General features: G+C 63.8%; 22 protein-coding genes and 1 tRNA gene. 15 read left to right on the top strand and 8 right to left on the bottom strand.

From position 1 onward, the window contains the following. From ACKODO_RS06935 to serA, 3 genes are all read left to right on the top strand, one after another. Positions 1–714: outer membrane protein (locus ACKODO_RS06935; protein ID WP_408982718.1), on the top strand; the 714-nt coding region annotated here is incomplete at its 5' end. A 197-nt stretch (positions 715–911) separates the two neighbouring features. Continuing rightward, on the top strand, positions 912–2,078 hold the full coding sequence (locus ACKODO_RS06930) for a phosphoserine transaminase (RefSeq protein WP_408982717.1): 1,167 nt from the start codon (positions 912–914) through the stop codon (positions 2,076–2,078). 123 nt (positions 2,079–2,201) lie between these two features. Then, positions 2,202–3,791 (top strand): phosphoglycerate dehydrogenase, encoded by a 1,590-nt coding sequence (serA, locus tag ACKODO_RS06925; protein WP_408982716.1) that lies wholly within the window; start codon positions 2,202–2,204, stop codon positions 3,789–3,791. Between the two features lie 63 nt (positions 3,792–3,854). On the opposite strand, the gene ACKODO_RS06920 is transcribed toward serA, so the two are convergent. Further along, on the bottom strand, positions 3,855–4,757 hold the full coding sequence (locus ACKODO_RS06920; protein WP_408982715.1) for a DMT family transporter: 903 nt from the start codon (positions 4,755–4,757) through the stop codon (positions 3,855–3,857). An 85-nt stretch (positions 4,758–4,842) separates the two neighbouring features. On the opposite strand from ACKODO_RS06920, the gene ACKODO_RS06915 reads away from it, so the two are divergent. The 4 genes from ACKODO_RS06915 to ACKODO_RS06900 all read left to right on the top strand — a co-directional run bounded on the left by ACKODO_RS06915 (position 4,843) and on the right by ACKODO_RS06900 (position 10,126). Further along, entirely contained in the window at positions 4,843–5,700 is an 858-nt protein-coding gene (locus tag ACKODO_RS06915) for a type 1 glutamine amidotransferase (RefSeq protein WP_408982714.1), read from the top strand. Positions 5,701–5,794: 94 nt separating this feature from the next. Further along, a complete protein-coding gene (locus ACKODO_RS06910; RefSeq protein ID WP_408982713.1) occupies positions 5,795–7,480 on the top strand; it encodes a mucoidy inhibitor MuiA family protein in 1,686 nt (561 codons plus the stop codon). Positions 7,481–7,611: 131 nt separating this feature from the next. Next, a complete protein-coding gene (locus tag ACKODO_RS06905; protein WP_408982712.1) occupies positions 7,612–8,904 on the top strand; it encodes an adenylosuccinate synthase in 1,293 nt (430 codons plus the stop codon). A gap of 13 nt (positions 8,905–8,917) precedes the next feature. Next, positions 8,918–10,126 carry a hypothetical protein gene (locus ACKODO_RS06900; RefSeq protein WP_408982711.1) on the top strand — a complete coding sequence of 403 codons (1,209 nt, stop codon included), beginning with the start codon at positions 8,918–8,920 and terminating at the stop codon, positions 10,124–10,126. Positions 10,127–10,350: 224 nt separating this feature from the next. Here the strand turns inward: ACKODO_RS06900 and rpoH are convergent, their stop codons facing one another. Together rpoH and ACKODO_RS06890 are read right to left on the bottom strand one after the other, a co-directional pair. Next, positions 10,351–11,229 (bottom strand): RNA polymerase sigma factor RpoH, encoded by an 879-nt coding sequence (gene rpoH / locus ACKODO_RS06895; RefSeq protein ID WP_408982710.1) that lies wholly within the window; start codon positions 11,227–11,229, stop codon positions 10,351–10,353. 167 nt (positions 11,230–11,396) lie between these two features. Continuing rightward, positions 11,397–12,386, bottom strand: coding sequence for an RluA family pseudouridine synthase (locus ACKODO_RS06890; RefSeq protein ID WP_408982709.1), 990 nt, complete (start codon positions 12,384–12,386; stop codon positions 11,397–11,399). A gap of 84 nt (positions 12,387–12,470) precedes the next feature. Between ACKODO_RS06890 and ACKODO_RS06885 the strand changes: the two genes are divergently transcribed. After that, a tRNA-Glu gene (locus ACKODO_RS06885) sits at positions 12,471–12,546 on the top strand. Positions 12,547–12,675: 129 nt separating this feature from the next. Here the strand turns inward: ACKODO_RS06885 and ACKODO_RS06880 are convergent. The 3 genes from ACKODO_RS06880 to ACKODO_RS06870 are packed head-to-tail and all read right to left on the bottom strand — an operon-like array spanning position 12,676 to position 15,734. Continuing rightward, entirely contained in the window at positions 12,676–14,034 is a 1,359-nt protein-coding gene (locus tag ACKODO_RS06880; protein WP_408982708.1) for a TRAP transporter large permease subunit, read from the bottom strand. Positions 14,035–14,086: 52 nt separating this feature from the next. Then, complete coding sequence (locus ACKODO_RS06875; RefSeq protein ID WP_408982707.1) at positions 14,087–14,650, bottom strand: TRAP transporter small permease subunit; 564 nt, start codon at positions 14,648–14,650, stop codon at positions 14,087–14,089. Positions 14,651–14,663: 13 nt separating this feature from the next. Further along, positions 14,664–15,734 carry a TRAP transporter substrate-binding protein gene (locus tag ACKODO_RS06870; RefSeq protein ID WP_408982706.1) on the bottom strand — a complete coding sequence of 357 codons (1,071 nt, stop codon included), beginning with the start codon at positions 15,732–15,734 and terminating at the stop codon, positions 14,664–14,666. Between the two features lie 165 nt (positions 15,735–15,899). Here ACKODO_RS06870 and ACKODO_RS06865 point away from each other — a divergent pair, with 165 nt between their 5' ends. Further along, on the top strand, positions 15,900–16,823 hold the full coding sequence (locus ACKODO_RS06865) for a LysR family transcriptional regulator (RefSeq protein WP_408982705.1): 924 nt from the start codon (positions 15,900–15,902) through the stop codon (positions 16,821–16,823). A gap of 14 nt (positions 16,824–16,837) precedes the next feature. Here ACKODO_RS06865 and ACKODO_RS06860 read toward each other — a convergent pair whose 3' ends face one another. After that, a complete protein-coding gene (locus ACKODO_RS06860) occupies positions 16,838–18,463 on the bottom strand; it encodes a GMC family oxidoreductase (protein WP_408982704.1) in 1,626 nt (541 codons plus the stop codon). Between the two features lie 610 nt (positions 18,464–19,073). On the opposite strand from ACKODO_RS06860, the gene ACKODO_RS06855 reads away from it, so the two are divergent. From ACKODO_RS06855 to ACKODO_RS06835, 5 genes are read left to right on the top strand one after another with little or no spacing between them, the layout of a single operon-like run. Further along, positions 19,074–19,679, top strand: a complete 606-nt coding sequence (locus tag ACKODO_RS06855; protein ID WP_408982703.1) for a J domain-containing protein — start codon at positions 19,074–19,076, stop codon at positions 19,677–19,679. A gap of 60 nt (positions 19,680–19,739) precedes the next feature. Then, complete coding sequence (gene cobS, locus ACKODO_RS06850; RefSeq protein WP_408982702.1) at positions 19,740–20,747, top strand: cobaltochelatase subunit CobS; 1,008 nt, start codon at positions 19,740–19,742, stop codon at positions 20,745–20,747. A gap of 10 nt (positions 20,748–20,757) precedes the next feature. After that, complete coding sequence (locus ACKODO_RS06845) at positions 20,758–21,171, top strand: GNAT family N-acetyltransferase (protein WP_408982701.1); 414 nt, start codon at positions 20,758–20,760, stop codon at positions 21,169–21,171. Further along, complete coding sequence (gene cobT / locus ACKODO_RS06840; protein ID WP_408982700.1) at positions 21,168–23,075, top strand: cobaltochelatase subunit CobT; 1,908 nt, start codon at positions 21,168–21,170, stop codon at positions 23,073–23,075. Before ACKODO_RS06845 ends, cobT begins: the two co-directional genes overlap by 4 nt. After that, the gene (locus ACKODO_RS06835) at positions 23,075–24,112 is read left to right on the top strand and encodes an esterase-like activity of phytase family protein (RefSeq protein ID WP_408982699.1); all 1,038 of its coding nucleotides are present in this window, start codon (positions 23,075–23,077) and stop codon (positions 24,110–24,112) included. Before cobT ends, ACKODO_RS06835 begins: the two co-directional genes overlap by 1 nt. 161 nt (positions 24,113–24,273) lie before the next feature. Here the strand turns inward: ACKODO_RS06835 and rpmB are convergent, their stop codons facing one another. After that, a complete protein-coding gene (gene rpmB, locus ACKODO_RS06830; protein ID WP_408982698.1) occupies positions 24,274–24,558 on the bottom strand; it encodes a 50S ribosomal protein L28 in 285 nt (94 codons plus the stop codon). Between the two features lie 310 nt (positions 24,559–24,868). Here rpmB and ACKODO_RS06825 point away from each other — a divergent pair, with 310 nt between their 5' ends. Further along, a complete protein-coding gene (locus ACKODO_RS06825; RefSeq protein WP_408982697.1) occupies positions 24,869–25,678 on the top strand; it encodes a DUF3108 domain-containing protein in 810 nt (269 codons plus the stop codon). Positions 25,679–26,156: the final 478 nt, after the last annotated feature.

The raw sequence follows: 26,156 nt of genomic DNA, 5'->3' as shown, positions 1-26,156 counted from the left end.
GCCCAGATTGATGTCGGCAGCGGCTTCTATCTGCGCGGCGATGTGGGTGCCGCCTTGCAGGACTACAGCAGGCTGGATCTGGTTCCCCCGGTCGCCAATTCCTCAACGTTGCAAAGCTCGCTGAAATCGGTCGCTTTCGTCGGTGTCGGCGTCGGCTACCAGTTCAACCCGTTCTTCCGAACGGATGCCACGATCGAGTATCGCGCATCGTCCCGGTTCTCGACGACGAGAGAGGTCACCGGCCTGCCGGCGCCCAACCCGGTCGGCTGGAACATCACCAGGGGCAACCTGTCGGGTGTCGTCGGTCTAGCCAACGCCTATGTCGATCTCGGCACCTGGAATCGCATCACGCCTTTCTTTGGTGGCGGCATCGGCTTCGCGACGATGATGATGTCGAACGTGCGGGAGGCCGGCTTCGGTGCCTTCGCCGGCGGCTCGGGTTCGGCTTCGAACAGGACCGAGACCCGCTTCGCCTGGGCGATCCATGCCGGCTTCGGCTATGATTTGACGACGAACATCAAGGCCGAGGCGGCCTATCGCTACCTCCATATCGGCGACGTCACCACCGGCCGCATCGTCTGTACGGGGCCCTGCGCAAACCTCAACGCCAGGATCAGGAACCTCGAGAGCCACGACCTCAAGGTTGGTCTGCGCTATGTCTTTGCGGATGCGCCGATCGCCTATGCCCCGGGGCCGCTGGCTCGCAGATACTGAGCGGCGCCACCCTTTCGACCATCCCGAAGGCGCGGAGAAATCCGCGCCTTTCTTGTTGGAGTGCGAGCAGGCATGGCAGAAAGATTTTCCCTTTTTGCCGAGAAGCGGTTGTATTTGTCGCAAAACAGGCGTAGCTCCGGCGCGGGTCATCTTCCCCCAACGGAAGACACCCATCTGCAAGGATGGAGACATTGCTGATGACGAAGACCGCGCCTGCCGCGCTTCCGCGCGTTGCGAATTTTTCTTCCGGTCCCTGCGCCAAGCGCCCTGGCTGGTCCCTCAAAGCCCTGAACGACGCGCCTCTCGGCCGCTCGCATCGTGCGAAGATCGGCAAGGCGAAGCTGAAGCTCGCCATCGACCTGACGCGCGAAATCCTGAAGGTCCCGGCCAATTACAAGATCGGCATCGTTCCAGCCTCGGATACCGGTGCCGTGGAAATGGCGATGTGGACGATGCTGGGCGCCCGCCCGGTAACGCTGCTCGCCTGGGAATCCTTCGGCGATGGCTGGGTGACCGATGCGGTGAAGCAGCTGAAGCTCGCCGACGCGGAAGTCGTGACCGCCGGCTATGGCGAATTGCCGAACCTCAGGAAGGTCGACACCAGGAAGCGCGACATCGTCTTCACCTGGAACGGCACCACCTCGGGCGTGCGCGTGCCGGATGCCGAGTGGATCGCCGCCGACCGCGAGGGGCTCACGATCTGTGACGCCACCTCGGCTGCCTTCGCGCAGGATCTCGATTGGCCGAAGCTCGATGTCACCACCTTCTCCTGGCAGAAGGTGCTGGGCGGCGAAGCGGCGCATGGCATGCTGATCCTCTCTCCGCGCGCGGTTGCACGCCTCGAAAGCTACAAGCCGGCCTGGCCGCTGCCGAAGATCTTCCGCCTCACCTCGAACGGCAAGCTGATCGAGGGCATCTTCGAGGGCGAGACGATCAATACTCCCTCCATGCTCTGCGTCGAGGATTACATCGACGCGCTCCTCTGGGCAAAGAAGGTGGGCGGCCTCGAAGGCCTGATGAAGCGCGCCAACGCCAATGCCCGCGTGATCGCGAATTTCGTGAAGGCCAATGACTGGATCGACTTCCTGGCCGCGAAGCCGAAGACCCGCTCCAACACGAGCGTGTGCCTGAAGTTCACGCATCCGAAGGTGACAGCTCTGTCGGCGGAGCAGCAGGCAGCTTTCGCCAAGGCCGTGGTGGGCATCATCGAGAAGGCCGGCGCCGGCCTCGATCTCGGCGCCTATCGCGATGCGCCTCCGGGACTCCGGATCTGGTGCGGCGCGACCGTGCTGGCGCGCGACGTGAAGGCGCTGCGGCCCTGGATCGAATACGCCTTCGCCACCGAACTCGCGAAGCTCAGCTGAGCCGACGCTGAATTTCCCGGCGCGCCGAAAGGCGCGAACGGGAACCTTTTCTTCCCCATCTTTCCATTTGGATTCCCGCCCGGGTCCTGCGGCCCGTCGGGAACGACACCTCGAGGTGATCCCATGCCCAAACCCCGCGTTCTGATTTCCGACGCCCTCTCTCCCGCCGCCGTGCAGATCTTCAAGGATCGCGGCATCGACGTGACCTTCGATGCCAATCTCGGCAAGGACAAGGACAAGCTCGCCGCCATGATCGGCGAATATGACGGCCTCGCCATCCGTTCGGCGACCAAGGTGACGGCGAAACTTCTCGAAAGTGCGAAAAACCTCAAGGTGATCGGCCGCGCCGGCATCGGCGTTGACAATGTGGACATTCCCGCCGCCACGGCACGGGGCGTGATCGTGATGAACACGCCCTTCGGCAATTCCATCACCACCGCCGAACACGCGATCGCGCTGATGTTCGCGCTGGCCCGCCAGATCCCGGCGGCGGATATCTCGACGCAGGGCGGCAAGTGGGAAAAGAACCGCTTCATGGGCGTGGAACTGGAAGCCAAGACCCTCGGCCTCGTCGGCGCAGGCAATATCGGCTCCATCGTCGCCCGCAAGGCGATCGGCGTCGGCATGAAGGTCATTGCCTATGATCCCTATCTCACCCCGGAGCGCGCCGTCGCGATGGGCGTGGAGAAGGTTGAACTCGAAAAGCTGCTCGCCCGCGCGGACATCATCACGCTTCACGTGCCGATGACCGAGCAGACCAGGAACATCCTCTCCCGCGAGGCGCTCGCGAAGACGAAGAAGGGTGTGCGGATCATCAACTGCGCGCGCGGCGGCCTTGTCGACGAGGAAGCGCTGGCGGAAGCCATCAAGTCCGGCCATGTCGCGGGCGCGGCCTTCGACGTGTTCTCGGTGGAGCCGGCCGAGACCAACCCGCTCTTCGGCCTCGAGAACGTGATCTGCACGCCGCATCTCGGTGCCTCGACCTCCGAAGCGCAGGAGAACGTCGCCCTGCAGGTGGCCGAGCAGATGTCGGATTATCTGCTCGCCGGCGCCATCACCAATGCGGTGAACTTCCCCTCGATCACAGCGGAAGATGCGCCGAAACTGAAGCCCTTCGTGGCTTTGGGCGAGAAACTCGGCTCGTTCATCGGTCAGCTCACCGAAGCGCATATCAAGGGCATCCGCATCGCCTATGAAGGCAAGGTGGGCGAACTCAACACCCGGCCCATCACGGCAGCGGCGGTGGCAGGCGTGCTGCGCCCCTTCAAGCCGGGCATCAACATGGTCAATGCGCAAGCGATCGCGAAGGACAAGGGCATCGCGGTGGAAGCCATCACCCGCGATGCACCGGAGAACCTCGAGAGCCGCGTGAAGATCTATGTCGAGGCGGAGGACACCATCCGCCATGCCGCCGGCACGGTGCTCTCGGATGGCCTGCCGCGCATCGTCGAGATCCGCGACATCAAGATGGATGCGGAATTCGCGCCCCACATGCTCTATGTGCGCAACGACGACAAGCCGGGCTTCATCGGCCGGTTCGGCTCGCTCTTGGGCGAGAAGGCCATCAACATCGCGACCTTCAATCTGGGGCGCGACAAGCCGGGGGGTGATGCCATCTGCTTCGTCGCGGTCGACGATTCGATCTCGGATGAAGTGCTCGCGGCCATCAAGGCCATCCCGCATGTGAAGCGCGCGAACCGGCTGATGTTCTGAATTCCACGCCTTGCCATCCAAGTCCGAAGGCGGCCCGCAAGGCCGCCTTTTTTGGCCCTCGATTCACGCCCGCCTGGCACGCTCGGCGATCGCGATGCCGCCGAGCACCATCACGAGCGCCGCCGCATGGTGCCAGCCGAAGGGCTCGCCCAGAAAGAGCACCGCGAGCCCCGCGCCGATGACCGGCACGAGATTGGTGAAGATGCCCGCGCGGCCCGGACCGATCAGCTCCACCCCGCGCATGAAGAAAATCTGCGAAAGGAAGCTCGGGAAAACCGCCACGAAAGCCAGCACCGCCCAGCCCTGCAGGGTCGGCAATTGCGCCTTGCCGGCGATGATCTCGCCGATCAGGAAGGGAATGGAGGCCACGCCCGCCACCATCGCCAGGGCCGTGAAGAAAACCGGACCGCTCATGGCCGGGCGCTCCTTCAGCTTCACAGTGTAACCCGCATAGAAGGCGCAGGCGATGATCATCAGGATGTCACCGGCATTGAACTGCAATTCGCGCAGGCGCTCGGGATGGCCATTCGTCGCCACCAGAACCACGCCAAGGATCGTGATCGCGACGCCGATGATCTGCACGCCGCTTACTGGAGTCCGGTAGAGCAGGAAGGCTCCGAGCAGAACGCAGATGGGAATGGCACCCTGCAACAGCGACATGTTCACCGCCGTGGTGAATTGCGCGGCCTGGTACATCATCACATTGAAGACGGTGTAACCCAATGTGCCCATGAGGATCATGAAGCGGGGATAGCGCTTCAGCGCCGTGATCCCCTCCCGAACATCCGGCCGGCAGAACGTGACGAGCAGGATCGCCACGCCCAGCCAACGCCCGGCCGTCAGCACCATGGGCGAGATTTGCCCCACGGAGAAACGCGCAACGACCGCGTGCGCGCCCCAGAAGAACATGGTGAGGCCGAGCATCACATAGGGATTCGCATAAAGAGCGCGGAAAGCGTTGGGCATGTCTTTATTCGGGGATTGCGAAGCGTAATCAAAGAGGGAAGATAGGATCGGTATCGGTTTCCCGCGCTTTCCGAAAGGCTCTTTCATGTCCCTTCGCTTCCTTGTGATGGAAGGCAGCCCCGCTCCGGCCCGCGAACGCTATCGTGAGGCGCTCGGCCGCACGCCCGCGCAGCATTATGGTGATGTACTCGTTCAGGTGGCGGGCGGGGGCAGTTTCGATATCGTCTGCCCGGCGGATCCCGGCGGCAAACTGCCCGAAGGCGCGATCCTCGCCGATTACGATGGAGTCGCCATCACTGGCTCGCCGCTGCATATCTGGAAGCGCGAACCGGAATCAATCCGCCAGATCGAGCTTGCGCGGGAGGTCTTCCGCAGCGGCGTGCCGTTCTTTGGCTCGTGCTGGGGCTTGCAGGTGGCGGCGGTGGCGGCGGGCGGCCATGTGCAGAAGAACCCACGCGGCCGCGAGTTCGGCTATGCCCGTCGCATCGCGCCGACGGTCGATGGCGCGCGCCATGCGCTCCTCGCGGGTCGGCCGGCCCTTTTCGATGCGCCTTGCTCGCATCTCGACGAGGTCGCGGCCTTGCCAGCGGATTCCACATTGCTGGCCTCGAACGCCGTCAGCCGCGTCCAGGCGGCGGAAATCCGCTATCAGGGCGGCACTTTCTGGGGCGTGCAATATCACCCGGAATATGTCCATTCGGTGCTGGCCTATATTCTCGACCAGCGCGCGGGTGATCTCGTGTCGGAAGGCTTCTTCGTGGACAAGGCCCAGAGCAGCGCCTATTCAGCCGATCTCGTGGCGCTCGATGCCGAGCCGCGCCGGGATATCTGCTGGCGCCTTGGCCTGAATGCGGATGTGGTGGACCCGATCCAGCGGCGGACGGAGATCGCGAATTTCGTCGCGTGGTGCAAGGCAGAAGCCAGCCAGAGCGATGCGGCGTGAAAGCGCCCGCGTGACGCCACAGCTTTGCCGGCATTGAGCGGTCGAGAATGGGTTGCCGCAAGCTGCGGCTTCTTCTCCGGGGGGTATCCGAACCATGGCCAAAGCTCGACCGGCTTCCAGCCTTCCGCGGCTCGGCCGCGCGCTCGGTCTGATCGCGCCCCTTGGTCTGGCGGCGGTCCCGGCCCATGCAGCGACGATCGAGGCGCGCTCGCGCATCGAGCGGGTCACGCTCTATCCCGATGCCGCAATTGTCACGCGCAGTCTCTCGATCGACCTGCCGGCCGGCAGCCATGATGTTCTCCTGCCCGATTTGCCGATGACCGCCGACCCGGCCTCGCTCCGGGTGGAGGCGAGCGGCAATGGCCGGCTGATGCTGGGCGGCATCGACCTGCGCGTGGGCGTCGCGGAAGCCAGGGCCGATGCCGAGCTTGAGGCGCGCCTGAAGGCCAAGCGCGAGGCGCGCGATCGAAACGCAGATCGCATGGACAGCGCGGAAACCCGCAAGGCCATGGTGCAGCGCCTGGCCCAGGGTGATCCCGCGCCAAAGGACGGCAGGCCGCTCGATCTCGAGAGCTGGCTCAACGCGGTCGATGCGGTCGGCAAGACCACGCAGGCCCTGAATGACGAAATCCGCGGGTTGCGCATCGAGGAAGCGAGGATCGCCGAGGAAATCACCGCGCTCGAAGCCGCGCTCGGCGAGCCCGGCGCCCGGAACCCGCGCCGGGTGGCCGCCATCGCCGTGGAAGCGCCGGAAGCGCTCAGGGCAACGCTCACGGTGTCCTATCGCGTGGCGGGTGCTTCCTGGCGGCCGGTTTACGATGCCCGGCTCGATACGCGCGGCGCGAAGCCCGTGCTGGAACTCACGCGCCGCGCGCTCATCCGCCAGCGCACCGGCGAGGATTGGCGCGAGGCGAAGGTGGCGCTCTCCACCTTGCGCGTGCAGCGCGGCACGGCGGCACCCGTTCCGGGGAGCGAGCGGCTCGGCTTCCACGAACCGCCCCCGCCCCGCCCGCTGCCCGTGCCCATGGCTGCCGCACCGGCTTCTGATCAGCTCGCGATGGGCGAACAGAAGGATCGTCGGCAGAGAATGGCCGCTGAACGGATGGAGCCTGCCGAGGAACAGCAGGCGCAGCTTGCGACCAGCCCCTTCCATGCCGAATTCATGGTGCCCGGCAACATCACACTTCCCTCGGGCAATGAGGAGCGCAGCCTGCGGCTCGCGGGCGAAGTGTTCGAGCCGAAGCTTCAGCACAAGGCCGCGCCCTTGCTTGATCCCACGGCCTATCTCGAAGCCAGCTTCACCCTGAAGGGCGACGCGCCCCTTCTGCCGGGCGAGGTGCTGCTCTCCCGCGATGGCGCGTTCATCGGGCGCGCCCGTGTCCATGCCATTGCCGGCGGCGATAGGGTCGAACTCGGCTTCGGTGCGGATGAGCGCGTGAAGATCACCCGCGTGCCCCTGCAGAGGGAGGCGCGCGACCCCGGCATTTTCGGCTCCAACCGCACGGAAGATCATCGTTTCCGCACGGATATCCGCAATCTCCACGCCTTCCCGGTGGCTTTGCAACTGCTCGATCGCCTGCCGATCAGCGAGGATCAGGCCATCAGCATCGAGCGCCTGCCGGAAATGACGAGGCCGGATGTCGAGAATGTCGAGGATCGGCGCGGCGTGGTGGCGTGGAACCTGGCGCTCGCCCCGCAGGAGGCGAAGGCCATCGTCACGGCCTGGCGGGTGCGCTGGCCGCAAGGAAAGACTTTGAGGCCGCAGCCGCTGCCGCGCTGAAAAGGCATCGCCTCTCAATCCCCTGGCCGTGGAAGCGGGCTTTCGCCTTTACCCCGGCTCTGCCTTCCTTTATCGCGACTCCTGAAAAAGAAGGGTCGTCATCGGTCGGCCCATGAGAATTCGAGGTCAGCATGGCCAATGTTGTCGTGGTCGGCGCCCAGTGGGGCGACGAGGGCAAGGGCAAGATCGTCGATTGGCTGTCCGAACAGGCCGACATCGTGGTGCGCTATCAGGGCGGCCACAATGCGGGCCACACCCTCGTCATCGATGGCGTGGTCTACAAGCTGAGCCTTCTGCCCTCGGGCATCGTGCGGGGCGGCAAGCTCTCGGTGATCGGCAATGGCGTGGTGGTGGACCCCACCGCGCTGATCGACGAGATCGAGCGCCTGCGTTCACAGGGCGTGGCGGTGACGCCCGCGAACCTGAAGCTCGCGGATAATGCGGTGCTGATCCTGCCGCTGCATCGCGAACTCGATGGATTCCGCGAGAATGCCAATACGGGCACGAAGATCGGCACCACGAAGCGTGGTATCGGCCCGGCCTATGAGGACAAGGTGGGCCGCCGCGCCATCCGCGTGCAGGACCTCGCAGAACCCGATGCGCTGATGCCGAAGATCGAGCGCCTGCTCGCGCATCACAATGCCCTGCGCCGCGGCCTCGGCCTCGAAGAGATCGCGCCGGAAACCCTGCGCGGCATGCTCATGGAGATCGCGCCGAAGATCCTGCCCTACATGGATCGCGTCTGGGATGTGCTCGACCATGCCCGCCGCGAGGGCAAGCGCATCCTGTTCGAGGGCGCGCAGGGTGCCCTGCTCGATATTGATCACGGCACCTACCCCTATGTCACCTCGTCGAATACGGTGGCGGGCCAGGCCTCGGCGGGCTCGGGGATGGGACCTTCCTCGATCGGTTATGTTCTCGGCATTCTGAAGGCCTATACGACCCGTGTCGGCGAGGGCCCCTTCCCCACCGAACTCTTCGACGAGACCGGCAAGCAGATCGGCACGCGCGGCCGCGAATTCGGCACGGTGACAGGCCGCCCGCGTCGCTGCGGCTGGTTCGATGCGGTGATTGCGCGGCAGATGATCAAGATCAACGGGATCAACGGCATCGCGCTGACCAAGCTCGACGTGCTGGACGGCCTGCCGGAGCTCAAGTTCTGCAAAGGCTATCGCCTCGATGGCCAGGTGATCGAGCATCTTCCGGCAAGCGAATCGGCACAGAAGCGGGTGGAACCGGTCTATGAGACCATTCCGGGCTGGTCTGGTTCCACGGCGGGGGCCCGTTCGTGGGCGGATCTTCCGGCGGAGGCCGTAAAATATGTGCGTCGCATCGAGGAGCTCATCGGGGCGCCCGTGACCCTGCTTTCCACAAGCCCCGAGCGGGATGATACGATTCTGATGAAAAATCCGTTCGAGGGCTGATCAGAAAGCGTCCATGGCCGATTATTATCCCCTTATCACCCGCGCCATTGCCACGCTGCCGGATCGCGATCCGGCCAGGCGACACGCCGTCTATCAGCGGGCGAGAGAAGCGCTGGAACGGCAGTTGCGCAGCCTCGATCCTCCGCTGGGCGAGGAGGAAATCCTTAGCGAGACCCTCGCGCTCGATGACGTGATCCTGCGCATCGAGGCGGATTTCACGGCACTGCCGTCTCAGTCGATCCTCGCCGAGGCTTCGGCGGAACGATCGGGCCCATCGGTGGAAGGACCGGCAAACGCCGCGCGGCTGTCGGGGGTGGCAGAAGGCGATGAGGCGGCGATGGGCTTGCAGCCCCCGCGTTCGCGCGGGCCGGAACGGCCGCGCATCGCCAGCCGCGAGGAGACCGAAAAGGGCCGGAGAAAGCTCGGCTTCTGGGCTGTCGCCGGTAGCGTGGCCATCGCCGTCATGGGCACCTTCGCCTATCTCAAGAAGGAAGACCTAGCGCACTTCGGACAGGGCGGCATTCGCCCGATGGAAGCCCCGCAGTCCAACGAGAGCGACGCCGCGAAGCGCGAGGGCCGGCTCTCCTCGGCTCCGTCCGAAACGACGCCTGCCCGCGTTCCGCAAACGCCGCCCGCGAACCCTCCGCCAGCCACCGGCGGCTCGGCTTCCTCTCCCGTCGAGGCGCGCCCGCCGGCCCCTGTCGCGAGCCGCGCCTTCATGGTGCTGGAGACGCAAGGAACGGCACCGAGCCAGTTCGAAGGCGTCGCCAACTGGAGCTTCGCGGTCGATCCAGCTTCCCGATCAGGCGAAAAGATACTGCGCGTGCAGGTGGAATATGCCGCTGCGGGCCTCTCCATCGACATGATTCTCTCGCGCAACACCGACAAGACAATCCCGGCTTCGCATACCTTCTTCGTTACCTTCAATCCACGCAACGCAATGCCGCCGGTGCGCGAAATGAGCCCGATCGAGTGGCGCGAGCTTGAAAGTCAGACCGGACCAACCCTCGCCGGGCCGCTGGTGCCGATCCAGGACAATGTGTTCCTGATGGGCCTCGACAACAGCGAGGCCGCCATCCAGCGGAATCTGAACCTGCTCCGCTTCCAGCGCTGGATGGTGTTTGACGTGCGCCTCGCCACGGGGCGTCGCGCAGCCTTCCTGATCGAGAAGGGCCCGCCCGGCGAACGCGCGGTGAACGAGGCGCTTGCGACCTGGAAGTGACGCCCGCTCTCAGCGCGCCGCCCGCCTTTCGCAAAGCCCCGTCGGCAATGCATTGATGCTTGTCATGTTCCTGAGCGCGCGACAGGCCAAGGAGAGAATCGGCTGTGCATCGATGAAGGCGCGGAGCCGCTCGTCGATCTGATCAAAGCGCTTGGCCTGCCTCCCGCCTGAAACGAGAAGAGCGCCTTGCGGCGCTCTTCTCATGGTGAAAACCGGCATGAGGTTCAGTGCACGGATTCGATCTCGCGGATGTTCTTCATCACCGCCTGCTGCACCTTCTCGAAGGCGCGGGCCTCGATCTGCCGCACGCGCTCGCGGGAGATGCCGAACTCCTCCGAAAGCGCCTCCAGCGTCAGCGGCTCGTCGAGCAGGCGACGCGCCTCAAAGATGCGGCGCTCGCGCGCATTGAGCGCGGAGAGCGCCTGCCCCAGGGCCAGATGGCGGTTCTCGTTCTCTTCGGAACGAGCAACCAGCATTTCCTGGTTGTCGCTCTCGTCCACCAGCATGTCCTGCCATTCGGAGGTCGAATCCTCCTTCATGGAGACATTGAGCGAGGAATCGCCGCCGAGACGGCGGTTCATCTCCACCACCTCGTGCTCTTCCACGCCGAGACGGGTGGCAATGAGCTTCACCTGATCGGGGCGCAGATCCCCCTCGCCCAGGGCCGAAAGCTTGCTCTTGGCCTTGCGCAGGTTGAAGAACAGCTTCTTCTGGTTCGCGGTGGTGCCCATCTTCACGAGCGACCACGAACGCAGGATGTATTCCTGGATCGACGCCTTGATCCACCAGATCGCGTAGGTCGCGAGGCGGAAGCCCTTGTCCGGGTCGAAGCGCTTCACGGCCTGCATCAGGCCGATATTGCCTTCGGAAACGACATCCCCCATGGGCAGGCCATAGCCGCGATAGCTCATCGCGACCTTGACCACGAGACGAAGATGAGAGGTAACGAGACGGTGCGCGGCGCGCGGGTCCTCATGCTCCTGATAGCGCTTGGCGAGCATGAATTCCTCTTCCGGCTTGAGAACCGGAAAACGGCGCACTTCGGTGATGTATCGGGAAAGACCACCCTCACCCGACAGGACGGGCAAAGCGACGTTGGACATTTTTCCTCCTTCGGGCCCCAGAATGGCGACCCAGATCATCGCGGTGAAACACCCACGACGGCACGTTGTTTATAGCACATCGCGCTCGTGGCAAAAGCAAGGCAGAAATCACGCTTAAGCGATCGGCCTTGCATTCGCCGCCTCCGCCACCCACCTCAAGCGATGTCTCAAGGGCCGAAAAGCTCCCGCTCCAGGGCCATGAAATCCGGCGGTGGCTTTGTCTCGAAGCGCATTTCCTCACCGGTGACCGGGTGCTCGAAGGCGAGCAACTCGGCGTGAAGCGCCTGCCGGGCAAGATTCGCCAACGCGGATCGCGCGCCGGGCGCGAGAAGCGGCTCGCGCGTTCGGAAGCCCGAGCCATAGAGCGCATCGCCCAGCAGCGGGTGCCCGATATGGGCGAGATGCACGCGGATCTGGTGCGTGCGCCCCGTTTCAAGGCGGCAGGAGACGAGGCTTGCCACCGCCCTCGCCTCGCCCGCGCTCTCGTCGAGAACCTGATAATGCGTGATGGCGAAGCGCGCTTCCTCGGCACGGCTGACCACCATCTTCTCGCGGTTCTGGCGCGAGCGGGCAATCGCCGCGTCGATGCAGCCCGCCTTCCGCTCGAAGGCACCCCAGCAAATGGCGCGGTAGGCGCGATCCAGCGGCCCCGTGCGGCCGTGATCGGCAAATTGTTCGGCAAGGCCCCTGTGGGCACGATCCGATTTCGCGACGACCATGACGCCCGATGTATCCTTGTCGAGCCGATGGACAATGCCGGGGCGCAAGACGCCATTGATGCCCGAGAGGCTCTCGCCACAATGGGCGAGCAGCGCATTCACCAGCGTACCGGTTTCGTGGCCCGCGGCGGGGTGGACCACGAGCCCCGCCGGCTTGTCGATGACGATGAGATGCGCATCCTCATGGAGAATCGTCAGCGGAATGGCCTGGGGAACCGGCGTTGCCGCCACCGGCGGGGGCTCATCGAGGATCACCGCCTCATTGCCCGCGAGCTTTTTCGCAGCGTTGATCTCGATCGTGCCGTTCAACTGCACACGGGATTCCGCGATCATCTGCTGGATACGCCCGCGCGAAAAACCGTCGAGCCGCCCGGCCAGCGCCTTGTCGAGGCGCTTTCCGGCATCCTGAGGCTCGAAACGGAATTCACGGCGTGCCATGGCGCTCTCATCGCGGCGGCAAGACGGCCCCGCATCGAAGGCCTTGCGATATCCCGCGCCAGCCCCTATAGCAACGCGTCTCGTGCTCCCATCGTCTAGAGGCCCAGGACACCCGCCTCTCACGTGGGTAACAGGGGTTCGAATCCCCTTGGGAGCGCCATTCACGGTCAGAACCACGAACTTTTCGCGGTAAAGAAGAACGGCCATTCACGGCGTCGAGCAAACTCGACTTTCGACCGATGACGACCTGAGACCCAGTTCTCCTCCGGGGCCAGCCTGATGAATCCCCTCAAGAGCCGTACATCTTTTTCGGCAACCAGGTGATGATCTCGGGGAACAGGAAACACAGCAACACGGCGATCAGCTGGATGATCACGAACGGGATAATGCCGACATAGATATGTCGCGTCGTTATCTCCTTCGGCACGACGCCCTTCAGGTAGAAGAGCGAGAAGCCGACCGGCGGTGTCAGGAAGGAGGTCTGGAGCATCACCGCAAGCACCACCAGAAACCAGACCATGTCAAAGCCCAGCGCCTTGATGACCGGCGCGACGAGCGGAAGGATGATCAGCACGATCTCCAGCCAGTCGAGGAAGAAGCCGGCGACGAAGGCCACGAACAGGATGAAGATGACGATGCCGGTCGGTCCGAAGGGCAAGCTTTTCAGCGCATCAGCAATCAATTCGTCGCCGCCGAGCATCCGCAGCACGAAGGCGAAGATCGTCGCACCGATAAAGATGCCGAAAATGAAGCAGGTCGTCAGCGTGGTCTCGATGCCGACACGCCGGATGACCTTCAGATCAAGCTTGCGGTTGGCCGCAGCGAGCAGCGTCGCACCGAAGGCGCCGATGCCCGAGGCCTCGGTGGGCGTGGCGATGCCGAAGAAGATGGCCCCGAGCACCGCAAGGATCAGGCCGCCGGTCGGCACCGTTGCAAGGATGGCCGCCCAGATTTCCTTGCCGGTCAAGGGTGGCGCGGCGGGCGGCGGGGGAACCTTTGACGGCGTCAGGATGCCGACAAGGATAACGTAGATGATGTACATGAGGCCCAGCATGACGCCCGGGATCAGCGCGCCCATGAACAGATCGCCGACCGAGACCGAGATCTGGTCCGCCATCAGAACGAGCATGATCGATGGCGGGATCAGGATGCCGAGCGTACCGGAGGCGGCGACAACGCCGGCCGACAGCTCTTTGGAATAGCGGCTCTGCATCATGATCGGCAGCGACAGCGTCGCAAGCAGGACCACTGACGCGCCCACGATCCCCGTCGAAGCCGCGAGGATGATCCCGATCAGGATGACTGTGATGGCCAGACCGCCGCGAAGTCGACCGAAGACCTTGACGAAATTCGTCATCATCAGTTCGGCGACGCCCGATCGGTCGAGCATCAGGCCCATGTAAACGAACATCGGAAGCGACACGAGCACCCAGTTCGACATCACCGCATCGATACGGTCGATGATGGCGCCGAATTTCTGCCAGCTGGTCAGCAGGAACGTGTCAACGCCGAAGGCGTTGAGGGCCAAGGCCGCTGCACCAACCAGCAGGGAAAGCCCGCCCAGCAGCCAGGCGATCGGATAGCCCGTGAAAAGCGATCCGATAAAGGCAACGAGGAAAACGATGACGATGATCTCGTAAACGGGCACGTTCCGCCCCCCGATCAGATGATGAATGAGACGCTCGACGGCGAAAGCGCGATCAATGGCCCGGGCGCAGCGCGGCGCGGACGCGGCTGAGCCGCGAAAGCCCCGCAAGCGCAAGAAGCGCGAAGCTCGAGACGATGAAGGACTTCAGCAGCCATCGGAACGGCAGCCCGTCGGGCGCGGCCGAGACTTCATGGAGCTGCCAGGACGTGATGACGAAAGGCACCGCGAACCACAGGATGATCGCGCACATCGGCAGCAGGAAACACAGGATCCCGAAGAGTTCGACCCAGAGACGCCGCCGCTGCGGCCAGTGTTCGGCCAGCACGTCAATACGCACATGCCGCTCCGCGATCTCCGTGAAGGCCAGACCCAACATGAACCCGACGGCGAAGATATGCCATTGCATCTCTTCCATCTTGATCGAGCCGATCGAGAAGACGTAGCGCAGGATCACCTGCGCTACGATCAGCAACATCAGGATGGTCCAGAGCCACGACGCTGCTTCGCCCATCCAGGCGATGACGCGGTCCGCGCTGCGCGAGAATGGGGTGCTCGGCAGGACAAGGCCGGAGGATCCGGCCACCGCAGTACCGTCTGTATGTTGAGCCTGCGCCATGGACCCGCCCACCTCAACGCTTGAAGTCGCGCGGCAGGAAGCCGAACTCATGCCATTTGGCGTTCTGGCGCTGGAAGGCGACCATGCTGTCGAGGACCTTCTTGAACATCGGGTCCTTGGCAGCTTCCTCGGCCAGCACCTCGTCTGACGCCTTCTTGAAGGCAGCCAGGAGTTCAGGGCTGACCTTGCGGGCGTTGACACCATCCTTCTCGAATTTTTCGAGCATGGCGCCCTGCAGGGCCTCGGCCTTGGCCAGGGCCATGGCGACACCTGCCGTGCAACTCATCTCGATCATCGCCTGCGTCGCAGGCTTCAGCCGGTTCCACTGGTCGAGGTTGACATACAGGAACTGGTTGGTCGACGGCTGATGCCATCCCGGCAGGTAGTAGTACTTGGCGACCTTGTGGAAGCCGAGCTGTTCGTCCACCGTCGGCAGCGAGAACTCCGTGCCATCCAGCACGCCCTTTTCCAGCGCCTGGAACAGCTCGCCCCCCGGTATCAGCGTCACCGAGGCACCCACTTTCTGATAGACGCGCCCGCCAAGACCGGCGGCGCGGAACTTCAATCCCTGAAGATCGGCGACGGTATTGATCTCCTTGCGGAACCACCCGGCAGCCTCGGGGCTGATCGTGCCACAGAAGATCGGATGGACCTTGTGGGGGTGGAACACCTCCTTCAGCAGCTGATCACCGCCGCCAAAGTACATCCAAGCGGCGAATTGCGGGCTCTCCATGCCGAATGGCACGGCGCCAAACAGGGCCGAGGCCGGCACCTTGCCGATCTCGTAGCCCATCCAGCTGTAGCCCGCCTCGACCTTGCCCTGGCTGACGGAGTCAAAGACCGCGAGCGCCGGAATCAGCTTGCCCGGTTCGAAGACCTGCAGCCGGATGCGCCCGCTCGAGACCCGCTCGAGTTGCTGGCTCACCCAGGGCATGGTGTCGCCCAGAGCCACCAAGTTCGATCCGAACGCCATGGGGATTCCCCAGCGCACGGTGTCAATCTCCTGAGCCCTTGCCAATCCCGTTGATGCGGCCAGTGCGCCGCCTAACGCGACCGCAATCGCCCTCTTTTTCCAAGCAGCCATTCGTTTCTCCCCTTGTTTCGTTCAACGCCGGCAGGCGCTGTGGTTCTCTTGGTCGATCGGGCGATTTCCGGACCGCGCGCTTTTGCACCGACCTTGACAAACCTAATTCTGCACGGTCGCTTTGCGCGTGGGAACTTGGTCAAATCGCGAAGTGGTTGCGCAAGAATGAGCGGCGGCAAGGGCGGTGACTGGAATGACCTGCGATATTTCCTCGCGGTGGCGCGCAGTGGGCGGCTTACAGCGGCAGCGAAGCATCTGGGGGTGAACCACTCGACGGTGGAGCGGCGGATCACCGCGCTCGAGAAGGCGCTTGCGGCCAAGCTCTTCGAGCGGCCACCGACCGGCTTCCAGCTGACCGGCAAAGGGCAGGAGCTGCTGCCCTTTGCCGAGGACATCGAGTCAAGCTGGCTGGTCGCTGCAAGCGCGGTCTCCGGCGCCGATGTTCGCTTGTCCGGCAGCGTCCGGATCGGAGCCCCGGATGGGCTGGGAATGTTCTTTCTGGCCAGCCGTTTGGGGGCCTTTTCGACACGCTATCCCGATCTCGATATCGAACTTGTCGCGATGCCGCAGGTCCTCAATCCCTCCAAGCGCGAGGCGGACATCGCCATCGGCTTCACGCTCCCCTCGCAGGGGCACCTGACCTGCCGGAAGCTCACCGACTATTCGCTCAGCGTCTATGCGTCGAAGGCCTTCCTTGATCGGCACGGCGCAATCGAGTCGGTCGACGACCTGCAGCGTGTCCCGTTCATCGGCTATATCAAGGATCTCCTGTATGTCCAGGAACTCGATTATCTGAACGAGATTTCCGAGCATCTGCAACCGCGGCTGACCAGCACCAACATCGTCGCCCAGTATATGATGACGCTCGCAGGCCATGGCGTCGCGGTCCTGCCGGACTACATGGCCGCGCAGGAAGAACGCCTCGTGCGCGTTGCCCCCGGAATCAGGATCGTCCGAACCTATTACCTCAGCTTCAGCAATGGCCTGGCACATCTGCTCCGCATTCGGACCGTCATCGACGAGATGCTCGGATGGGTTCACGAAGCGCGTCCGCAACTGCTTCCCGCAACACGGCCTTCCGTTTCCTGACCCGGCTTTGTGCATCAGGAATTCCGGATCACCATTTCCGCGCCCTTGTGCCCGATCATGATTGTCGGGGTGTTGGTGTTGCCGGAGGTGATGGTGGGCATCACCGAAGCATCGATGACACGCAATCCATCAAGGCCGATGACCTTGAGCCGATGGTCGACCACCGCCATGGGATCGGACGGTAACCCCATTTTTGCCGTGCCCACCGGATGGAAGATTGTCGTTCCGATGTCTCCGGCTGCCTTGGCGAGCTCGTCGGGCGCGTCGCCAACGGAAGGGCCCGGCACATGCTCGCGGGGATTATAGCGCGCGAGCGCGGGCTGGCGCATCAGCCGGCGCGTCATGCGGATCGCATCGGCGGCGACCTGCCTGTCATCCTCGGTCGAAAGATAGGCCGGTGCGATGATCGGTTTGGCGGCGGGGTCCGGCGACCGGAGGCGCACCTCCCCGCGCGAGGTCGGGCGGAGATTGCAGGCGCTCACGGTGATGGCGGGAAACCGGTGCAGCGGATCGCCGAACTTGTCGAGACTGAGCGGCTGGACATGGAATTGCAGGTTTGGGCGCGCGATATCCGGCGAGGACGAGGTGAAAATGCCAAGTTGCGAGGGCGCCATTGTCATCGGGCCGCGTCGGCGGAGGGCGAAATCGAGTCCGATGCCCAACTTTCCGAGCCAGGAGTGATAGGTCTCGTTCAAGGTCCTGACACCATCGACGCGATAGATGGCCCGCTGCTGGAGATGGTCCTGGAGATTGCGGCCGATGCCGGGCGCATCGAGCGCCGGCATGATGCCCAATGCAGCCAGTTCGGCGGCGGGTCCGATGCCGGAGAGCTGCAGCAAATGCGGCGAGCCGATCGCGCCGGCAGACAGGATGACCTCGCGCGAGGCGCGCGCTTCGAATATCCTTTCGCGGTCACGAAACCGGACGCCGACCGCGCGCTTCCCCTCCATGAGGATGCGCTCGACCAATACGCCAGTGAGCAGCCTCAGGTTCGGGCGTTTCAGCGCCGGCTTCAGGAAGCCACGCGCCGCCGACCAACGGAGGCCGCGTTTCTGGTTGACATGAAAATAGCCGACCCCCGTGTTGTCGCCGGTGTTGAAATCAGGCGTTGCCGGGATGCCCATTTCAATTGCCGCCCGCGAGACCGCATCCAGAACCTCCCAGGACAGACGAGGCGCTTCAACGCGCCATTCGCCACCCACGCCATGATGCGGCGTTTCGCCGAGGAAATGATCATCCAGTTGCCGGAAGATCGGGAGGACATCATTCCAGCCCCAACCGGTAAGTCCGCGGTCACGCCAGCCGTCATAATCGGCAGACTGCCCGCGCATCGAAATCATGGCATTGATGGCTGAAGACCCGCCAATCACCTTGCCGCGCGGATATCGGAGCGAGCGACCATTGAGGCCGGGCTCGCTTTCGGTCTCGAACATCCAGTCCGAGCGCGGGTTGCCGATAGCAAAGAGATAGCCCACGGGAATGTGAAACCAGATCCAGTTATCCTGTCCGCCTGCCTCGAGCACGAGAACCCGCACATTCGGGTCTGCTGACAAGCGGTTCGCAACGACACAGCCCGCTGAGCCTGCACCCACCACGATATAATCATATGTGCCATCCAGTTGCATGACTGCCGACGACATGGAGCCCGCCCCCTCATTCATGGTGACGATGATGATGATTGCGACTTCGTGGACGCCCCAACCGGCGGGAAATCATCGTCGCGGTCACATTCGATGATCCTGTTCGGTCGGAGACGCGGATTGGTCTTATGAAGCCTTCCGCAATCCGGGTCGAGCACGCACCATTGCGAAAGCGTTGGGCGAAAACGAGCGGCGCCCGCCTCTGCCGGTCCCTGAAGGCCGGTCCGCAGATCATCCTTCAGGCAGGGATGCCAGAAATCCGCCAACCACGCTCGATAGGGAATAACGGGGACCTGCTGCCAATCGGCGGCATCGACATCCGCTGCGGTTCTGCTGAAGCCGCTTCGGGACGGTAACGCCCCAGGGCGCGCCGACCGGAGCGCCCGATCCATGACGCCGGAAACCATCGCGCCGATGAGCGACAATCCGCGAGTGAACCTGTCGGAGGTGCCGGCCTGACGAAACCGCCCGGGCCAAAGCCGAGCAAGAGCAGTGGTGACCAAAAGCTATGCCACCCAAAGGAGGCGTCACCGGCACTTGCCGCCAAGACACTCACGCTCGCAACGTTGGCTTGCCGGAGGGGGTGGGTTGCTCGTATTGATGGAGGTTCATGAATCTCAACTCGCCCCTTTTCGACAAGGTTCGAACCCGGCCTGTGGCAGAGGAAGCCCGGCCGGAGGATGCGTTGCAATGCCAGCACCCGGCTTGCGCGCGAAAGGGCGAGTATCGCGCGCCGCGCGGCCGGGACTACGAGGGGCAGTACCTGTTCTTCTGCCTCGACCATGTGCGCGAATACAATCAGACCTACAATTATTTCAACGGCATGTCCGATGCCGCCGTTCAAGCCTACATGAAGGACGCGCTGACCGGCCATCGCCCGACCTGGCAGAGCGGCGTGAATGGTGCTCCCGATCCCGGCGCGGCCTCGAAGATCGATTCCGCCGCGCTTCTGCGCGAGCGCATCGAGAGATTGCGCCGGATGCGCCAGGAAGCCGCGGCCGAAAGCAAGCGGGTGCGCGTCGGCAAGGCCGCGATGAAGGCTCTGGAATTGTTGGGGCTTGACGAAACCGCCGACAAGGCGTTGGTGCGACGACGCTTCAAGGAAATGGCCAAGCGCCTCCATCCCGACCTTAATGAGGGGGACAGGTCGCGCGAGGACAAATTGCGCGCCATCATCGACGCCTATAATTACTTGAAGTCAGTCGGCCTCGCCTGAAGGCTGATTCTAACGTTTCCACGAACACGGCGAATCCATCGGGGTAGCCGGAGGTGATGAATGTCTGTGACGGCCCTTGCGAGCGCGAACCCGGCGGATGCGATCCCTGCCGAGCCGGATACAAAGGTCAGCGCCAAGGCGCTGTTCGGCATCGAGACCGAGATGCAGGTTCCAGCCTATTCCAAGACCTCCGAGCACGTGCCGGAGATCGACCCCGATTACCTGTTCGACCGCGACACCACGCTCGCGATCCTCGCGGGCTTTGCCTTCAACCGCCGCGTGATGGTCACCGGCTATCACGGCACGGGCAAATCGACGCATATCGAGCAGGTGGCGGCACGCCTCAACTGGCCCTGCATCCGCGTGAATCTCGACAGCCATGTGAGCCGCATCGATCTTGTCGGCAAGGATGCGATCGTGCTCAAGGAAGGCAAGCAGATCACCGAGTTCAGGGACGGCATCCTGCCCTGGGCCTACCAGCGCAACATTGCGCTCGTCTTTGACGAGTATGATGCGGGACGCCCGGACGTGATGTTCGTGATCCAGCGCGTGCTGGAATCCTCGGGCCGGCTGACCCTGCTCGATCAATCCCGCGTCATCCGCCCGCACAAGGCCTTCCGGCTGTTCGCGACCGCCAACACGGTGGGCCTGGGGGATACCTCCGGCCTCTATCACGGCACGCAGCAGATCAACCAGGCGCAGATGGACCGCTGGTCCATCGTGACGGTGCTGAACTACCTCGCCCATGACAAGGAGGTGGATATCGTCCTCTCCAAGGCGAAGCAGTACCAGAACAAGGAAGGACGCGAGATCGTGAACCGCATGGTGCGCGTGGCGGATCTCACCCGCCAGGCCTTCATGAATGGCGAACTCTCCACCGTCATGTCGCCGCGCACGGTGATCACCTGGGCAGAGAACGCAGCGATCTTCGGCGATCTCGGCATGGCCTTCCGCCTCACCTTCCTCAACAAGTGCGACGAGCTGGAGCGGCAGCTGGTGGCGGAATTCTACCAGCGCTCCTTCGGCGTGGAACTGAAGGAAAGCGCGGTGAATGTCGCGCTGAGCTGAGGTGCGGCCCTTGGTCACGGTTGCAGTCGACACCCGGCATGAAGAAGTCCACAAGGCGGTGCTCGACGGCCTCGTCGCCTTCAACACGGCCGCAATGGGCGGAGATGGCGGCCGGCAGCCGGTCTCGATCAGCGTGCGTGACGGGGATGTGATCGTCGGCGGGGCCGTGGGCCGTTACTGGCACGGCTGGGTCTATGTCGATCTCTTCTGGGTGAGAGACGACCTGCGCGGCCGCGATATCGGCTCGCAGGTTATGGATGAGCTTGAGGGGCATGCCCGCTCGCTCGGAGCGCGTGGCGTGCACCTCACCACCTATTCGTGGCAGGCGCGCCCGTTCTACGAGAAGCGCGGCTACCAGGTTTTCGGGGAGATTTCTCCTTATCCCGAAGGGCATGCCTGCTACTGGCTGAGCAAGACATTATGACCCTCATCTCGAACCGCAAGCCGGGCCAGCCCGAGAACTCCCCCACGGAGCCGCTCAAGAAGGCGGTCTCCTCGGCCCTGCGCGCCATGGCGGGCAAGGAGGAGGTGGAGGTGCAGTTCGCGGCGGATCGCCCCTCGCTGATCGATGCCGGCGAGATGGCCCGTGCCCGCCTGCCGGAGCCGCCGCGCAAGCCTTCCGCGAAGGATATCGCGATCCTGCGCGGCCATGCGGACAGCTACGCTTTGAAACTCGCTTTGCATGATCAGAAGCTGCACCGGAAGGTGGCGCCAGAGCCTCCGGAAGCACGCAAGGTGTTCGACGCGGTGGAGCAGGCGCGCTGCGATGCCATCGGCGCCCAGCGCATGATGGGCGTCGGCACCAATATCGGCGCCATGCTGGAAGATCGCTATGCCCGCGCCAATCTCGCGGCTGTTTCGGAGATCGGCGATGCCCCGATCGAGGACGCCATGGCGATGCTCGTGCGCGAGCGGCTCACCGGCCTCGCCCCGCCGCCCTCCGCCGAGAGGCTCACCAATCTCTGGCGAGAGCGGATCGAGGAGAAGGCGGGCACCACACTCGACCTGCTCGCCGGGCAGGTGCAGGACCAGCAGGCCTTCTCGAAGCTCGTGCACCAGATGCTCGTGCAGATGGGCCTTGAGGAGGGCGATCCGCTTGGCTCGGACGACGAGGATCAGCAATCCGACGATCAGGACGATGCCGGCGAGCAGGAGCCGCAGGAGGGAGAAAGCGGCGAGGCCGAGGAGCGGGACGGTTTCGACATGCAGGAAACCGAAGCGCTTTCCGAGGAAAGCGCGGAAGGTGCGCAGGAAGCCGCCGATGCCCCGCCGGGCGAATACCCTGATGAAAGCGAGATGGTGGATGCGGAGGAGCCGGCCGAGGCCGCCCGCCAGCCCCAGAAACCGGATAATGGCCGCGGAGCCAGCGAATACAAGGCCTTCACGAACAAATTCGATGAGACCATCGAAGCCGAGGAACTCTGCGACGCCGAGGAACTCGAGCGGTTGCGCGCCTATCTCGACAAGCAGCTCTCCTCGCTCCAGGGCGTGGTCTCGCGGCTCGCCAACCGCCTCCAGCGCAAGCTGCTGGCCCAGCAGAGCCGCGCCTGGGAATTCGACCTGGAGGAAGGCACGCTCGATCCTGCGCGCCTCACGCGCGTCATCATCGACGACATGCGCGGCACCTTCGCGCCGCTCTCCTTCAAGCGCGAGAAGGACACGAATTTCCGCGATACCGTGGTCACGCTGCTGATCGACAATTCCGGCTCGATGCGTGGCCGGCCCATCACGGTCGCGGCCACCTGCGCCGATATTCTCGCGCGCACGCTTGAGCGCTGTGGCGTGAAGGTCGAGATTCTCGGCTTCACCACCAAGGCATGGAAGGGGGGCCAGAGCCGCGAGGCCTGGCTTCAGGCCGGAAAGCCGGCCAATCCCGGACGTCTCAACGATCTGCGCCATGTCATCTACAAGAGCGCGGACGCTCCGTGGCGGCGCGCGCGGCGCAATCTCGGCTTGATGATGCGCGAGGGGCTGCTGAAGGAGAATATCGACGGGGAGGCGCTCGATTGGGCGCATAATCGCCTGCTTGCGCGGCCCGAGCAGCGCAAGATCCTGATGATGATCTCCGATGGCGCGCCGGTGGATGACACCACGCTCTCGGTCAATTCCGGCAATTACCTCGAACGGCACCTCCGGCAGGTCATCGAGGCGATCGAGACCCGCTCGCCGGTGGAACTCATCGCCATCGGCATCGGGCATGATGTCACGCGCTATTATCGGCGCGCGGTAACCATCGTCGATGCGGAGGAACTGGGCGGCGTGATGACCGAGAAGCTCGCCGAACTTTTCAGCGAGGATGCGGGCGGCGGCGGCCGGCGCGCGGCCTGATGCCGAAGCTCTCGCGCCGCGGCCTGCTGGCCGCCCTGCCGGCCCTGGCGGTATTTCCGCGCGGGGCCATCGCCCAGCGGGCGGAAGGGGCGGAAAGCTTCGCGTGGCAACCCACGCGGGTCACGGCACATCCCCTCTCCGGCTTTTCGGTGTCGGAGCCGGAGCGGCGTGAATTCGGCCCGCTCACCTTTCTGGGGGGCCTCGAATTGCAGGGGGATCTCCGTGAATTCGGAGGCATTTCCTCCGGCGTGATCGATCCGGATGGCAAGGGCTTCATCGCGGCTTCCGATCAGGCTCACTGGATCGCCGGTCGCTTCGTCTCGGATTCCGCCGAGCGCCTTCTGGGGATCGAGAATGTCCGCCTGGCACCGATGATGGCGCCGGACGGGCGCAGGATGAAGCGCACGCGCTCCTTCGACACGGAAGGCATGACACGGATCGGCAACCGGCTTTTCGTGAGCGTGGAGCGGGTGCACCAGATCCTGCGGTTCGAGATCGGCCCGAACGGGCCGCAGGGGCGGGGAACGCTCGTGCCGACGCCGGACGAGATGCGGCGGCTGGGCGTGAACCAGGGCATCGAGGCTCTGGGCACCCTCCCTTCCCGTTCGCACCATGCCGGTTCTCTCATCGCGGTCGCCGAGCGGGCGCCAGATGGACAGCCTTCGGAGCGCATTCCCGGCTGGATCATCAACGGAACGCAATCCAGCGCCTTTTCTGTCCAGCGCAGCGGTGATTTCGACATCACGGACCTGAACTTCCTGCCGGGTGGAGACATGCTCATTCTCGAGCGGCGTTTCTCGCCCTTCTGGGGTGTCGCGTTCCGCATCCGCCGGATACCGCTCGCACGCATCGTGCCTGGCGCCGTGCTCGACGGCGAAACGCTGATCGAAGCCAACATGGCCTATCAGATCGACAACATGGAGGTGCTGATGATCCACCGCGCCAGCGATGGCAGGGCGATCCTCACGCTGATGTCCGACAACAATTTCTCGATCCTGCAGCGGAACATCGCGCTACGCTTCGCCTATCGCGAATAGAGCATTTTCAAGCGAAGTGGATACCGGTTGGTCGGAAAATGCTCTCTCTTTTCTTGATCGCATTTTCTTCACGCGAACCGGTTCCCACTTCGCTTGAAAATGCTCTAGGCAACAAAAAAGGCGGCCGGAGCCGCCCTGATCCTTCGCCCGTGAAACAGGCCTCAGCCGTTCAGCTTCTTCGCGATCTCGCGCTTGAGACCGAGAGCGGTCGGCGACAATTCGGCCTCGCCCGCCTTGAGCAGGAAGGCATCAAGACCGCCGCGATGCTCCACGGTGCGCAGGCCGTTGGCCGAGACGCGAAGGCGGACCGAACGGCTCAGCGCATCCGACATCAGGGTCACGTTGACGAGGTTCGGCAGGAAGCGACGCTTCGTCTTCCGGTTGGAGTGGCTGACCTTGTGGCCAACCAGGGCACCCTTGCCCGTGAGTTCGCAACGACGCGCCATGGACTTGATCCTTCAGGTCTCGCCACAGGGGCGGAGGACAACCCAATCGCCGGGAGACGTGCTGTCGCACCCGCCATCCGTCGCGTGGGTTCGGGAAATCGAGAAAGGCCGTATAGTCGAAGCCATTCGCCGGGTCAACCGTGAAGCGCGCGGCGCGACGAAAGCGCAGAGTTGCGCCGAATCACGCTTGCGTTCAAGAGTGTCTACCCGTTTCGCGCTTCAGCCGGTATTCAGGCAGCGCAAGGGATTTTCGGGCGCGGGGGGCGTCCACCCGCGCCAAAAGGGCGCGATGCAGGGGCAGGCAGAACGAATGAACGCCTTGCGGAAGCGCTCCGTGCCGATCGCCCTCGCCGGGCTCATGCTGGGTTTGGCCGCCAGCGAGACGCGGGCCGGGACAGTGGATGCCACCTATTCCATCACGCTGGCCGGCCTCACCATCGGGCGGGCCAGCCTCTCCGGCGTGGTGGAGAACGGCTCCTACAACATCAATATCAGCGCCGCGCTCACGGGCCTCGTGGGCGCCCTGATGAATGGCTCCGGTTCCGGCACCGCCCGAGGCGGGCTTGGGGGGGCGCTGCCGCTCTCCAATGGTTTCGCGGTGACTGCGACGAATGGCAGCGCCTCGCGCACCATCCAGATCGGGGCTTCCGGTGGCAATGTCCGCGGCGTGATCATCGAACCGCCGCTCGCATTGCCGATGGAGGGGCGAATCGCCTTGCGGGACCAGCACAGGCAGGGCGTGATCGATCCCATCAGCGCGCTGGTGATGCCTGTGCTGAATGGAAACCCGCTCGACAGCGCAAATTGCGAGCGTCGCCTCCCGGTTTTCGATGGCACGCAGCGCTTCGATGTGGTGCTGAGCTTCGCAGGCATTCGCAACGTCCAGGCGGAGGATGGCTATGTCGGTCCGGTGCTCGTCTGCACCGCGCGCTACGTGCCCGTGGCAGGCCACCGGCCGGATCGGCGGGCGGTGAAATTCATGACCGAGAATCGCAACATCGATACCTGGCTCGCGCCGGTGAATGGCGGGCGGGCGCTGATGCCCTATCGCATCTCGGTGCGCACCATGGTCGGAACCTCGGTCATCGAAGCCCGGCGCTTCCAGTCGAGCCCGCGATAACGCTCCAGATCGGCACAAGGCTTTAACGCCGTGCATGCGTTTTGCGCGCGGGCGTTTGAGATCCGCAGGGGCAGCAGGCTGCGCGCTTTCCTGCTCTTCTGATCATCTAAGCCATTGTTATTAATGATTAAAATACGATTCGTCGCATTTTGCCGGAAAAGATCCACGAATGCGGAAGTCTGATTCGTCGATGGTTCGTTCCGCATCCGCACCAATTCCTAATACAGCCATGCCAGAAGATGCGTTGCCCTCGCAAACAAGTATTAACCATGATTTCGCGCATGTTTCACTTGACAGGAGATTCTGTCCGACTCGGCGCGAGAGTCGAGCGGTACCCTGGCGAGTCTTGCGCAGAGTCGAGCAGAATCACAAGATCTGGGAGAGATGCCGAATGACTCAGCCACATCTTGTGCGTGAACAAACCGTGACTCAGGGAGAGTCGCCGATTCGATTGTGATTCGTTCCGGTCCCGTTCGAA

It is taken from the genome of Rhabdaerophilum sp. (assembly GCF_046092605.1).
Classification (GTDB): Bacteria; Pseudomonadota; Alphaproteobacteria; order Rhizobiales; family Beijerinckiaceae; genus Rhabdaerophilum.
The sequence above is the reverse complement of the archived record's forward strand: the minus strand, read 5'-3'. Positions and strand labels throughout refer to the sequence as shown.